Annotated in this window: 16 protein-coding genes; 1 reads left to right on the top strand and 15 read right to left on the bottom strand. The window is 37.2% G+C overall.

From position 1 onward, the window contains the following. Positions 1-2: 2 nt before the first annotated feature. The 14 genes from AC57AW_RS03380 to AC57AW_RS03315 form a co-directional block, all read right to left on the bottom strand. Positions 3-500: an NADH-quinone oxidoreductase subunit J family protein gene (locus tag AC57AW_RS03380; RefSeq protein WP_318848598.1), complete on the bottom strand. Its 498-nt coding sequence runs from the start codon at positions 498-500 to the stop codon at positions 3-5. Beyond that, positions 500-1,057, bottom strand: a complete 558-nt coding sequence (locus AC57AW_RS03375; protein WP_040996950.1) for a NuoI/complex I 23 kDa subunit family protein — start codon at positions 1,055-1,057, stop codon at positions 500-502. The genes AC57AW_RS03380 and AC57AW_RS03375 overlap by 1 nt, the downstream gene beginning before the upstream one ends. A gap of 151 nt (positions 1,058-1,208) precedes the next feature. Further along, a complete protein-coding gene (nuoH, locus tag AC57AW_RS03370) occupies positions 1,209-2,273 on the bottom strand; it encodes an NADH-quinone oxidoreductase subunit NuoH (RefSeq protein WP_124530867.1) in 1,065 nt (354 codons plus the stop codon). A gap of 89 nt (positions 2,274-2,362) precedes the next feature. Next, complete coding sequence (locus AC57AW_RS03365; protein ID WP_318848599.1) at positions 2,363-3,361, bottom strand: NADH-quinone oxidoreductase subunit G; 999 nt, start codon at positions 3,359-3,361, stop codon at positions 2,363-2,365. 41 nt (positions 3,362-3,402) lie between these two features. Beyond that, on the bottom strand, positions 3,403-4,314 hold the full coding sequence (locus AC57AW_RS03360; protein WP_496350821.1) for a hypothetical protein: 912 nt from the start codon (positions 4,312-4,314) through the stop codon (positions 3,403-3,405). 6 nt (positions 4,315-4,320) lie between these two features. Continuing rightward, entirely contained in the window at positions 4,321-5,679 is a 1,359-nt protein-coding gene (nuoF, locus tag AC57AW_RS03355; RefSeq protein WP_496350820.1) for an NADH-quinone oxidoreductase subunit NuoF, read from the bottom strand. Between the two features lie 103 nt (positions 5,680-5,782). Continuing rightward, positions 5,783-6,292 carry an NADH-quinone oxidoreductase subunit NuoE family protein gene (locus AC57AW_RS03350; protein WP_047377758.1) on the bottom strand — a complete coding sequence of 170 codons (510 nt, stop codon included), beginning with the start codon at positions 6,290-6,292 and terminating at the stop codon, positions 5,783-5,785. 104 nt (positions 6,293-6,396) lie between these two features. After that, on the bottom strand, positions 6,397-7,620 hold the full coding sequence (gene nuoD, locus AC57AW_RS03345; RefSeq protein WP_103234090.1) for an NADH dehydrogenase (quinone) subunit D: 1,224 nt from the start codon (positions 7,618-7,620) through the stop codon (positions 6,397-6,399). Positions 7,621-7,695: 75 nt separating this feature from the next. Next, the gene (locus AC57AW_RS03340; protein WP_496350819.1) at positions 7,696-8,190 is read right to left on the bottom strand and encodes an NADH-quinone oxidoreductase subunit C; all 495 of its coding nucleotides are present in this window, start codon (positions 8,188-8,190) and stop codon (positions 7,696-7,698) included. A gap of 6 nt (positions 8,191-8,196) precedes the next feature. Next, positions 8,197-8,757 (bottom strand): NADH-quinone oxidoreductase subunit B, encoded by a 561-nt coding sequence (locus AC57AW_RS03335; protein ID WP_002983540.1) that lies wholly within the window; start codon positions 8,755-8,757, stop codon positions 8,197-8,199. A 91-nt stretch (positions 8,758-8,848) separates the two neighbouring features. After that, positions 8,849-9,220 carry an NADH-quinone oxidoreductase subunit A gene (locus AC57AW_RS03330; RefSeq protein WP_047377762.1) on the bottom strand — a complete coding sequence of 124 codons (372 nt, stop codon included), beginning with the start codon at positions 9,218-9,220 and terminating at the stop codon, positions 8,849-8,851. Between the two features lie 115 nt (positions 9,221-9,335). Beyond that, complete coding sequence (locus AC57AW_RS03325) at positions 9,336-10,382, bottom strand: T9SS type A sorting domain-containing protein (RefSeq protein WP_496350818.1); 1,047 nt, start codon at positions 10,380-10,382, stop codon at positions 9,336-9,338. Between the two features lie 67 nt (positions 10,383-10,449). Then, positions 10,450-10,626 (bottom strand): hypothetical protein, encoded by a 177-nt coding sequence (locus tag AC57AW_RS03320; RefSeq protein WP_496350817.1) that lies wholly within the window; start codon positions 10,624-10,626, stop codon positions 10,450-10,452. 188 nt (positions 10,627-10,814) lie between these two features. After that, positions 10,815-11,945 carry a GTP cyclohydrolase gene (locus tag AC57AW_RS03315; protein ID WP_496350816.1) on the bottom strand — a complete coding sequence of 377 codons (1,131 nt, stop codon included), beginning with the start codon at positions 11,943-11,945 and terminating at the stop codon, positions 10,815-10,817. 105 nt (positions 11,946-12,050) lie between these two features. On the opposite strand from AC57AW_RS03315, the gene AC57AW_RS03310 reads away from it, so the two are divergent. Beyond that, positions 12,051-12,761, top strand: a complete 711-nt coding sequence (locus tag AC57AW_RS03310; protein WP_496350815.1) for a zinc metallopeptidase — start codon at positions 12,051-12,053, stop codon at positions 12,759-12,761. On the opposite strand, the gene AC57AW_RS03305 is transcribed toward AC57AW_RS03310, so the two are convergent. Continuing rightward, positions 12,758-13,363 (bottom strand): IMPACT family protein, encoded by a 606-nt coding sequence (locus AC57AW_RS03305; protein WP_496350868.1) that lies wholly within the window; start codon positions 13,361-13,363, stop codon positions 12,758-12,760. The two genes, AC57AW_RS03310 and AC57AW_RS03305, sit on opposite strands and share 4 nt — an antisense overlap. Positions 13,364-13,413 lie beyond the last annotated feature (50 nt).

Below are 13,413 nucleotides of genomic sequence, written 5' to 3'. Positions count from 1 at the left end.
TTTTATAAATCTTTTTTACCGATTAATACCGCGCCTACAATACCTGCCAAAATTAGGATGGAAGCAAGCTCAAACGGTAAAACATATTCATTAAACAAAAGTCTACCCAGATTTTTTGTAAGACCAATACCTCTGTCTACATTCTCAACAACAATGTGGTTGTCCTGTACTCCTCTGAAAACTCCCAGTACACCTACTAAAAGAATACCTGCTGTAAAAACTCCAACAAACTTTAAAGTATTGTTCTTCTTACTTTCGTCTCCTTTATTAAGGTTAAGCATCATTAGGATGTAAAGGAAAAGTACCATGATGGCACCTGCATACACTATGATCTGGATAATTGCCAGGAACTGTGCATTCAGAAGAACGTACATACCTGCAATTGAAAACATCGTAACAATCAATGACAAAATAGCATAGAGAGGATTTCTTGCAAATACAAAGTAAACTGCACTTGCCACTGCTAAAAACGCCACCAAGAAAAATAAAAACTGATCCATTATTTTACCGCATTTTTTTGTTTCTCGGATTGTCTTGTCGTGATATCAATCCTTTCATTTATTTTTTCAACTAATTTATCTTTTCCATAGATGAAAGAACCTCTGTTGGTTTCCACATCTACCAATCTGTCTGTAAGATAGATGGCAGATTTAGGACAAGCTTCTTCACACATACCGCAGAAAATACATCTTAGCATATTGATTTCATATACTGAAGCGTACTTTTCTTCTCTGTAAAGGCCTTTTTCCTCTTTAGTTCTTTCAGCAGCAGTCATCGTAATGGCTTCTGCAGGACAAGCTACCGCACAAAGTCCGCAAGCTGTACATCTTTCTCTGCCTTCCTCGTCTCTTTTCAAAACGTGCTGGCCTCTCCAGATGGTTGTTCTCGGCTTCTGTACTTCCGGATACGAATATACTGCGGGAGCACCCTTTATCACGGTTCTTACAGCATGCTTAAATGTAATCCCCATCCCTGTAAAGATGGCAGGAAGGTAGATTTTTTCAGCAAGGGTCATTTCTTTGTTGGAAACAACTTTTGATCTGTTTGTAAGTTTCATTTAATTATAGATATTAGATGTTAGACATTAGATTTTAGACTAATCTTGTCTGTTATCTTAATTATTTAATATTGATGATTGAATATGATAGGCTAAAGATAAAGCTTTGATTTTATTATCAACTTTTCAAATCAGCTCATTTTCAAATTTCTTAGTTTGCAAATGCTAAAATTACAGCTCCTGTAATTAATAGGTTTACCAATGCCATTGGGATTAATGTTTTCCATCCTAAGTGCATTAACTGATCGTATCTGAATCTTGGAAGCGTCCATCTGATCCACATGAAGATCAGAATTCCGATTACAGTTTTCGTAAGGAATGCTACAACGCTCAGGATTCCTGCAGCGTTTTCACCCCAGTTCTGAGTTACCCATTCAATACCAGGATAGTTGTATCCTCCGAAGAAAAGAACCACCATGAAAGCATTGGAAATAAACATGTTCACGTATTCCCCGAACATATATAAACCTAATTTCATGGAAGAATATTCTGTAGAGTATCCTGTTACCAATTCAGATTCACATTCAGGTAAATCGAAAGGGTGTCTGTTGGTTTCTGCCAATGCTGCTACAAAGAAAACAAGGAAAGCGATCGGCTGGTAGAAAATATTCCAGTTCATACCGGAAACCCAAGGAATCACGCCCCATAATTTCCCAGTAGTCTGGCTTTCAGTAATTTCTTTTAAATCTAAACTTCCTGTCATCATAATGATAGAAAGAAGTGCTAATCCCATTGCCAATTCGTAAGAAATCATCTGAGAAGAAGCACGGATAGCACCTAATAGTGAATATTTATTGTTGGAAGCCCAACCTCCGATCATAATTCCGTAAACCCCGATTGAAGCCATTCCGATGATGAAAAGTACACCAACATCAATGTTAGCTACCTGAAGATCAAAAGAAGTACCTGCAATATTTAAACTTTTACCCCAAGGAATAACAGCTCCTGTAATCAATGAAATAAACATCACCAGTGCTGGTCCTAATACGAAAAGGAATCTTTCTGCATTGGCCGGAGTAAAGTCTTCTTTGAAGAAAAACTTTCCACCATCAGCAAGGGGCTGCAGTAATCCGAAAGGTCCGGCTCTGTTAGGACCAATTCTATCCTGCATGATAGAGGCAACTTTTCTTTCTGCCCAGGTAGAGTAGGCTGCAATCGTTAACGATAGCAGGAAAAGTGCTAGTACAAGTATAAGTTTAAATGTAAGTAAATCCATTTTTATTTAGATATTAAGATGTCAGATAATAGATGTCAGATTTAATTTGTTGTCTGAAGTCTGGTATCTGAAATCTGATGTCTTATTAATTATTTTTCGTCTTTTTCACTGATTTCTTTAGCCATAGGATTGTCTAAAACTCTTAGCTCATCCTTAGGTTTTTCGTAGTGGTTCAATGAAATTACAGAGTGTCTGTCGATATGTCTAGGACCTTCGATGTTCCAGTCTGATAATGCTTTTCTTTCGAAACGGCATGTATCACAGATGAATTCTTCCACTTCACCCCACTGGTCTTTTCTTGCAGTTACTCTTACGATTTCGTCACCTTTCATCCATACTACAGCTTTTCCGGAACACTTATCACATTTACAAGTAGCATTCATTGGTTTTGTGAACCAAACTCTGCTTGTAAAACGTGCTGTTCTGTCTGTTAATGCTCCTACCGGACATACGTCGATAACGTTTCCGATGAAGTCATTGTCTAAAGCTTTATTTAAATAAGTAGAAATTTCCGCGTGGTCTCCTCTGAAAAGAATACCGTGCTCTCTTGTTTCTGTAAGTTGATTAGCTGTTAATACGCATCTTGCACAAAGAATACAACGGTTCATATTCAATTTGATGTTCGGTCCAAGATCATCAGCTTCGTAAGTATTTCTTTCAAATTCAGTTCTTGTCTGAAGATTTCCGTGTTCATAACCCAAATCCTGAAGATGACATTCTCCAGCCTGATCACAAACAGGGCAGTCCAGCGGGTGGTTGACCAATAAGAACTCGGTAACGGCTTTTCTTCCTTCCTGCGCTTTCTCAGAAGTAAGGTTTTTTACTTCCATCCCATCCATTACATTAGTTCTGCAGCTTGCTACTAATTTTGGCATAGGACGAGGATCTGCTTCAGACCCTTTAGAAACTTCTACAAGACATGTTCTACATCTCCCTCCACTGGTCTCTAACTTGCTGTAGTAGCACATAGCAGGAGGTACAGATTTTCCACCGATTTGTCTTGCAGCTTCCAGAATGGAAGTACCAGGCATCACTTCAGCAGTTTGTCCGTCTATAGTTATTTTGAATTTTTTAACTTCTTCGCTCATATGATATGCTTTAAGCTTTATGCGTTAAGCAATAGGCTTTGTTATTTATATTTCTTCGTATTAAATGTATATCCAATTCCTCCCAGAACCTGTCCGAAAACAAAATCCTGGCGTGCTTTATCAGGTTTGTTATTTAATGTAGTTTTAATATCCCACATATTAATATAACCGGCTTTTCCTTCTACTCTCAGCATCCAGTTTTTCCAGAAAACTAAGTTAATACTGGATCTGATATCGGTTCCCATCCCTGCAACGTGAAAACGGTCACTTCTTTCATTTCCAAAAAGTTTTACATTACTTTTCGGAAACATAAACCCGATTCCTGCTCCATAAGACCATACTAAATCTATATTTTTCTTATGAACCAGATTTTTGTATTTCTCAAGACCTAAGTTTTCGTAGTTAAGTCCATCTGTATGTTCGAAAGTAAGGAACTTCTCATCTGCAAGATTAACCTGCCCGTTTTGAACCATTGCTGCATATTCAGGATCTGAAATATGACCTTTGAAACCTACAGTCTGGTTCTGATCCATTACATACTTCATATGGTCTATCCCAAGTACCAATGCTAAATTGTCTTTAATAAAATATCCTATTCTGAAATTATACTGTGTCACAGTAAACCAGCTTGGATCAAAATAGACAATTCCGAATTTTGTAGGTCTGTCCTGTGCCGTTACATTATTCAGTTGAAAATCATATCCGTTTCCGGTAAAATGGATGTCAGAATTGCTATAGGCCGCTCTGTTCCAGCCGTAGAATACGAAAACCTGACCTTTCTTACTTAATGGTAAAGGCTTTTCCTTTTTTTCAGCTTTAATCTGCTGTTTTTCACTCGCTACATATGACAAATCCTCTTCAACGGATCTATTATAGTTTGCAGTATCTGTTTTCTTATTCTGTGCAAATACAAAATTCGACATCATTAAGCCAACAACTAATAACTTCTTCATTTTAAACTAAGCATTTTTTTCAACAGCCGGAATAGGATCTGCATAATGTGCCAATCCATAATTTTGAGTTTGTGACAACTCAGGGTTTTTCACGTGCCACTCAAATTCATCTCTGAAGTGACGGATTGCTGCTGCAACCGGCCAGGCTGCTGCATCACCTAATGGACAAATGGTATTTCCTTCGATTTTTCTCTGGATATCCCAAAGTAGATCGATATCTTCCATTTTTCCTTCTCCTTTCTCGATTTTCTTCAAAATCTTGTGCATCCATCCCGTTCCTTCACGGCAAGGTGTACATTGTCCACAACTTTCATGGTGATAAAATCTCGCCAATGTCATGGTATGTTCTACAATACACTGGTCTTCATCTAAAACGATGAAACCTCCTGAACCCATCATTGTTCCGGTAGCAAAACCACCATCTGACAATGATTCATAGTTCATATATCTTGGCTCTCCATTCACAGTTCTCAACAATAAATTTGCTGGAACGATTGGAACAGAACTTCCTCCTGGAATACAAGCCTTTAATTTTTTTCCGTCTTTAATACCACCGCAATATTCATCAGAGTAAATAAATTCTTCTACAGTGATGGTCATATCGATTTCATATACACCCGGTTTGTTGATGTTCCCACAAGCAGAAATCAATTTTGTACCTGTAGATCTTCCTACTCCAATTTTAGCATATTCAGCTCCTGTAATATCAATAATTGGAACAATCGCTGCAATAGATTCAACATTGTTTACTACCGTTGGTCTTTCCCAAAGTCCTTTTACAGCTGGAAATGGTGGTTTTAGTCTTGGATTACCTCTCTTTCCTTCAAGAGATTCAAGCAATGCAGTTTCTTCACCACAAATATAAGCTCCACCTCCTCTCTGAACATAAATTTCACAATCGAAACCAGTTCCTAGAATGTTTTTACCTAAAAATCCTGCAGCTTTAGCTTCTTCAATAGCTTCTTCTAAAATATCCGGAATCCAAGAATATTCTCCACGGATATAGATATATGAAACATTAGAACCTAAAGTATAAGATGAAATAAGCATTCCTTCAATCAATAAATGAGGAAGGAATTCCATAAGGTATCTGTCTTTGAATGTTCCAGGCTCAGATTCGTCAGCATTCACAACAAGGTGTCTTGGAACGCCTTCAGGCTTAGCCAAAAAGCTCCATTTCATTCCTGTTGGGAATCCAGCTCCACCACGTCCTCTTAGTCCTGAAGCTTTTACTTCTTCAAGAATTTCGTCAGGAGTCATCTTCAAGGCTTTTTCAGCTGCTGTATAACCTCCCTGTTTACGGTATGTTTCAAAGTAGCGAATACCTTCTATATGTGCGTCTTTAAGTAAAAGTTTTTTACTCATTGTTATTTGCTTATTGCAATCGGCTTTTGGCTTCCTGCATTAATTTATTATTAAACGTTAAGTGAATAATGTAAAATTCTAAATCTAAGATTCAGAATTTCTATTAGTCTAAAGCAAGTTGTCCCTGTCTGCAAAGCTCAAGGATCTCATCTACTTTTTCTATTGTCAAATTTTCATGAAAGAATTTCCCTAACTGCAGCATTGGCGCATATCCACATGCTCCAAGACATTCAGCAGGTTTTAGTGTAAACATGCCGTCTTCGGTAGTTTCCCCATCTTTAATATTCAGTTTGGTTCTGATATGATCAAGGATTTTTTCGCTTCCACAAACCATACAAGGTCCTGTTCTGCAAACTTCCAATACATATTTCCCTACAGGCTTCATATTAAACATGGTATAGAAAGTAGCCACCTCATATACTTCAATCGGCTGGATACTTAATAGTTCGGCAACATAATCCATCACAGGAACATCTAACCATCCTCCGAATTCTTTCTGTGCTAAGTGAAGTACAGGAAGAAGAGCAGATTTCTGTCTTCCTTCAGGATATCTTGCGATAATTTTATGTACCTGTGCTAAACTTTCCGGTTTAAAAGCTATTGTTTCGCTCATTTTTTATCTAAGATTTCAGATGCCAGATTTCAGACATCAGATTTTAAATTTATATGTAAAGCGAAGAGTCTAACATCTGAAATCTGATGTCTGACCTCTTCTTTTTATGCGTCTAATTCTCCCGCAATAATATTCATACTACACATCGTTACAATGGCATCTGAAATTACAGAACCTGTAATCATTTCAGGATATGCCTGGTAGTAGATGAAACATGGTCTTCTGAAGTGAAGTCTGTAAGGGCTTCTTCCTCCATCGCTCACAAGATAGAATCCTAATTCTCCGTTTCCACCTTCTACAGCATGATAAACTTCTCCTTTCGGTACATCTGTTTCTCCCATTACAATTTTGAAGTGGTAGATCAATGCCTCCATTTTGCTGTAAACATCTGCCTTTTCAGGTAAATAGAAATCAGGAACATCCGCGTGGAATGGTCCTTCCGGAAGGTTGTCGTATGCTTGGTTGATGATTTTAAGGGATTCCCAGATTTCCTGTTGACGAACCATGAAACGGTCGTAAGTGTCACCAGAAGTTCCTACCGGAATGATGAAGTCGAAATCTTCGTAAGAAGAATAAGGTTGTGCAACTCTCACATCATAATCCACACCTGCTGCACGTAAGTTGGGACCTGTGAAACCATAGCTCAATGCTCTTTCGGCAGAAATAGCTCCTGTACCGATGGTTCTGTCCATGAAAATTCTGTTTCTTTCTAATAAAGTACCGAATTCTTTGAATCTTGCCGGGAAGGTTTTTAAGAAATCTTTCAGTAACTCATGGAACTTAGGAGTGAAATCTCTTTCAAATCCTCCAATTCTTCCCATATTGGTTGTCATCCTTGCTCCGCAGATCTGCTCGTACATATCATAAATACGTTCTCTTTCGATGAACATATAAGTAAGACCTGTAATAGCTCCTGAGTCCATTCCGGTTACCCCGTTACAGATCAGGTGGTCACCGATTCTTGCCAGCTCCATTAAGATAACACGCATATAGTCTACACGCTTTGGAACTTTAACGCCAATCAGTTTCTCTACTGTCATGTGCCAACCTAAATTGTTGATGGGTGCAGAACAGTAATTCATACGGTCTGTAAGGGTAGTGATCTGAGAGTAGTTTCTTCTTTCAGAAATTTTCTCAAATGCTCTGTGGATATATCCTACCGTTTGCTCAGCATGAAGAATTCTCTCTCCGTCCATCGTTAAGATATTCTGGAAAATCCCGTGAGTAGCAGGGTGGGTAGGTCCTAAATTGAGGGTGTACAACTGCCCGTCAATCTGTTCCTTACTTTCGTACTGGTTTAGTATATTAGATAATGAGTTATCTTTCATAATATATAATATATAATTGATAATTGATAAAGGATAATTGATAATGAATCAACCATCAGTAATCATTTATATTTTTTATCTTCCGAACATATTATCGTCCTTATCGGTTCTGGTACCGTCTTCAAGGCGATATTCTTTCAACATTGGGTGGTATCCAAGATCTTCCATATTCAAAATAGCTCTAAGATCCGGATGTCCTTTAAATTTAATCCCATAGAAATCATACGTTTCTCTTTCCATCCAGTTCGCTCCGGCATATAACTCCGTAAGGGAATCTACTTCGATATTTTCTCTGGACATGAATATTTTCAGACGTAATCTGAAATTGGCCATCATATTATGCAAATGGTAGACAACACCTATTTCCTTTTCAGGGAATTCAGGATAGTGAATACCACAGATATCCGTAAGGAAATTAAATTCCAAAGATGAATCTTTAAGATAGTGAATGATCTTCTTGATATCTTCTTTCTTCACTTCAATGGTCAGCATCCCATAAGGTTCTGAACTTGAAATAACAGATTCCGGAAATTCTCTTGTGATTGCTTCTAATACAAATTCGTTTGTCATTTCCGTTTAGTTGCTTATGTTGTAAGAATCTAATAATTTCTGATATTCAGGCATATCTCTTCTTCTGATGCTTTCGCTTTCAGCAAGAGCCTGTACCTGCATTACACCTTCAATGATCTGTTCAGGTCTTGGAGGACATCCAGGAACATAAACGTCTACCGGAATAATTTTATCAATTCCCTGAAGTACAGAATACGTATCAAAAATACCACCGCTGGAAGCACAAGCTCCAACTGCTACTACCCATTTCGGCTCTGCCATCTGAGTGTAAACTTCTTTCAGGACTGGTCCTAATTTCTTTGATATAGTTCCGCAAACCATCAGCATATCTGCTTGTCTTGGAGAGAAAGAGTTTCTTTCCATACCAAATCTTGAAGCATCATACGTTGGGTTTAGGGTAGCCATAAACTCAATACCACAACAAGAGGTAGCAAATGGTAACGGCCAAAGTGAAAACTTTCTTGCCATCCCGATTACACTGCTCAGTTTTGTTGCGAAAAACCCTTCTCCTTCATATCCTTCGGGAGCAGGTGCATCTGTTCTTATTACTGGTTTTTTATCTGACATTTTCTTTTGTTAAATATTTAAAGATTAAGCATTTAAAAATTATCATTTCTGATTTCAATGATTAAATTGTTCAATCTTTTAATGTTAAAATTTATTTATCCCAATCCAGCGCACCGCGTTTCCAAACATAGAAAAACGCTACGAAGAAGATCGCAACGAACGTAAGCACAGCAAGGAATCCTTCCATGCCGAATTCTCTAAAGTTTACTGCGTAAGGATAAAAGAATACGATTTCAATATCGAATAGTACGAACAATACCGCAGTCAGGAAGTACTTGATAGAAAACGGTGTTCTCGCATTTCCTTCTACAGGAATCCCGCATTCCCAGCTTTGGTTTTTTACAGAGTTTCCTTTTTTCTGTTGTGGCCCCAAGAAATGTGCCCCAAGCAAAGAAACAGCTACAAATCCTACTGCTACACCAGCCTGGATAAGGATTGGAATATAACTTTCAGGTAAATTCATTTTTGCATTATTATCTCAATTTGCAAATTTAGCGAATAAACAAGAAAGCATGAAATTAATAAGCTTAAAAGTCGGATGAAAATGAGTGAAATCAGTAATTTAGAATCAATAAAAATTAGCTTTTAGTGATTATTTTTTTAGTGTGTTTTTCCCCATTTTTTGTACTAACTGTCAAAAGATATAGGCCATCAGGGATATTGGAGATATCCAGAGTTCCAATATTGTTTTGATTAGAGAAGTCTTTGATAAGTCTTCCGGAGTTGTCAAACAGCTGGATGGAGATAATCTGGTTGCTTTCAATATTGGTTTTGTATACAATTTTATGGGTAGAAGGATTGCTTACGCTAAAATATGTTTTTTGTGAAAGATTTTCCTTGGTGCTCAATGGGGTCAAAGTACAGGTGGAATTGGTGGATGTTAAAGTATAGCGGGCTGCTGCACCGTAGATAAGATGATTATAAGTACGTATTGGATCTCCTATCTGTTTGTTGATCATATTAATTTCAGAGAAGGTAGATTTATTGTTTTCATACGTTATAAGGTATGCTTTTGAATATGTTCCGTAATCAATAGAAAAAGCGGCGTATGGATTCTGTGTATTGATGGCCATAAAAGGACAGCTCTGTGAAGGATTTTCCATATTAATCTCAACAATACCGCCGGTGATGGTTAGAAAAAGTCTGCCTTCATAGAAAAACAGATCTCCCGAAGGGGTTTGCCCATCAGACAGATTGCCAATCTCTGTGAAAATACCGGTATTCATATCATATCTGTATAATGCATTAGGATTATTTCCTGCAGCATAAAGATAGTTTCCGGAATCGGCTACTAATGAATTGGCTGCAGCAATACCAGTGGTGAAATCACCTAGAAATTCACAACTGGAATCTGTATTCTTTTTTCTGTATAATAAACCTGAACCGGTAAGGTAGTACATATTGTTATTGCTGTCAATGGCAATATCTGTATAGATTTCATTGGCTATAGCATTTGGAGTACAGAATGATTCCACAACTTCTGAAGGACCGGAAACGTCAAATCTGTATACATTATTGATAAAGTTAATATAATTGCTTACCGAAAAAGTGTTGACGTAAAATTCCTGAGAATATATTGATATCGGAATAAGGAATATTCCGAAGAATAGTAATATTTTGTTCATGAAGGTGGTTATTAGCAGGAGTAAATATAGATTTATTTCATAGAATCTGATTATGATTTAATATTTTTTATTTTTTTATTTTTTTCAAAAGAGTATAAGCTATAAAAGAGATGTATCCAAAAAGAATACTGGCAAAAGCAATATTAATCACCGTATTTGACCTGTCATCCTGTGACTGGAAAAATAAGTTATAACTGATAAATCCAGCGATTAAAATAGCGAAAATAATAAGCTGCGGTTTCATAGAGTAAAGATTTATAGGTTTTAGCTAGCAGATAATGGGGTGAGGGGGTGTAGTGTTTTCGGGGATGCAGGACTGAAGATTTAAAATTCGTTTAGATTATAAATTATCCGGATGTTATTTAACCTTTCTTATTCCTGCACCCTATAATGCACTTTTTACATTGTACATTATTTTTACAAAATACAATATTACTTATTCACCTCCATCGAATAGGTTCTTCTTCTCTTATGATTTACCGGATTGTAATCCTGCCATAAGACCTGGACACTTTTATTTTCTTCCAGTTCAGGGTTGGTTTCTGCAAAATTAATTCCCATACTGGTAAATCTTACAAAAATTTCTTTGAAGATAATAGCAGTTACGCCACGTCTTTGATATTCAGGGTGAATTCCGATAAGGTAAAAATTAGCTCTGTCATTCTTTTTACCGGCTTGTAAAAAATGCCACCATCCGAAAGGAAATAGTTTCCCTTTTGATTTTTGTAAAGCTTTAGAGTAAGAAGGCATTGTAATGGCGAAAGAAACCAGTTGTTTATTTTCATCCACTACACAGATCACATAATTTTTATCAATGAATGGGAAATATTTTTCTTTGTATGTCTTGATCTGTTCATCAGAAATTGGAGTATACGTAGAAAGGTGTTTATAAGTTTCGTCCAATAGTTTGAACATAGGTTCTACATACGGGAGAATTTCTTCCTTTGATTTGAATGCAAGAACGCTGAGTTTGTATTTCTGAGCAATTAACCCACTGAATTTCTCTACCTTTTCAGGAAGTACTTTCGGGAAATTCATCTCATATTCTACCCATTCTTTTTCTTTGGTTAATCCAAGATTTTCAAGATGTTTAGGATAATAGGCATGATTGTAAATTCCAATCATTGTTGCCAGTTTATCAAATCCCATTGTCAGCATACCTGCTTTGTCAAGATTGGTAAATCCCATAGGTCCTTCAATCTTATTGATGTCATGTTCTTTGGCGTAATCAATAGCTGTTTGGATCAACGCTTTAGAAACTTCTGTATCATCAATGAAATCGATCCACCCAAAGCGGACTTTTTTGATGTCTAGTTCTTTTTCCTCTTTATGATTGATAATTACAGCAATTCTTCCCACTACTTTACTGTCTTTTAGTGCCAGAAATTGCTTGGATTCGGAATAGAGGAATGCCGGATTTTCTTTTGCATCCCATATTTTCATTTCGTCTTTAATAAAGGATGGAACATAGTACGGATTATTTTTGTACAGATCCATCGGAAATTTTACGAATTGCTTGAGTTGACCGGCTGTTTTTACTTCAATAATTGAAACCTTAGACATAACTTTTGATGGTAATTTAAGGACAAATATAAATAATAATATCTTATACTTTGGCACAGTTTTTATATCATTATGGATAAAAATTAAACACAAAATCTATATAAAATGGCGGGTTATTATATCATTATTGGTATTTCAATGCTGGTGAGCTGGTGGGTTTCGTCCAGGTTGAAATCTAAATTTGAATATTATTCCAATGTACACCTTCGAAATGGCCTTTCGGGGAAAGAAGTAGCGGAAAAAATGTTGAGAGATAACGGGATAAATGATGTTCAGGTAATATCTGTTCCCGGGCAGTTGACGGACCACTATAATCCGGCAGATAAAACAGTGAACCTTTCTGAAGGGGTTTACATGCAAAGAAATGCCGCTGCAGCCGCAGTAGCAGCTCATGAATGCGGACACGCTGTACAGCATGCTGTAGGATACTCTATGTTGAATTTGCGTTCAAAACTGGTTCCTATTGTTAATATAAGTTCCAATCTGATGCAATTTGTCCTTATAGCAGGTATCGCGGTAATGGCTGCATCAAGAACGATGGAAAACCCCAATGGGAATACAACTGTTCTTGCTATTGGAGTTGCCATGTTTGCTGTGACAACACTCTTTGCTTTTGTAACGCTTCCTGTGGAATATGATGCAAGTAACAGAGCTATGAAATGGCTTAAAGATACAGGAACTGTAACCGCAGAAGAATTTGTAGGAGTACAGGATAGTCTGAAGTGGGCGGCTAGAACTTATGTAGTAGCGGCTTTAGGATCTCTGGCACAGCTTCTTTACTGGGGATCATTACTTCTTAGCGGAAGGAGAGATTAATCATTAAATTCAAATGAAACATATTGCATCTCGGAGAGTTTTTCCGAGATGTTTTCTTTTTGTGCCAGTTTCAATGAGGCTGTAAGAATACAGTTTTCGTTAGCATCAAAATTTAAAACCTTGGCATCGAATTTTGAAAGCAGAGTGAATATTGTATTCTGTTGATTGAAATTAAACTGAATCTCTACCTCTGTTTCCAGTTCACGGGTAATGATTTGGGCTTCTTCCAATGTGACCTTGGCAGATTCTTTATAAGCTTTTACCAATCCTGAAACTCCTAGTTTGGTTCCTCCATAATACCGGACTACAATCACAAGAATATTGGTGACCTCGTTAGCCAACAGCTGATTGTAAATAGGTAATCCTGCACTTCCGGAAGGCTCACCATCATCATTGGCGCGGTAGTTTTCACCATTTAATCCCATTCTGAAGGCGTAGCAGTGATGAGTAGCTTTTGGATGCTCTTCTCTTATTTTCTCCAGCGCATTCTTCAGTTCTCTTTCATGGGTTACCGGGAAAGCAAATCCGATAAACTTGCTCCCTTTTTCCTTTAAAAGAGTGTTTTCTATGGGTTTTTCTATGGTTTTGTATTCAAACGTCATGGTATATTCCGGCTTTAATGTTACAAAAATATTAAATGCTTTAGTATTTT

The organism is Chryseobacterium sp. BGA-UO-ETr-SB22 (assembly GCF_059567885.1).
Note: the sequence above shows the minus strand (reverse complement) of the source record. Positions and strands in the feature narration are given on the sequence as shown.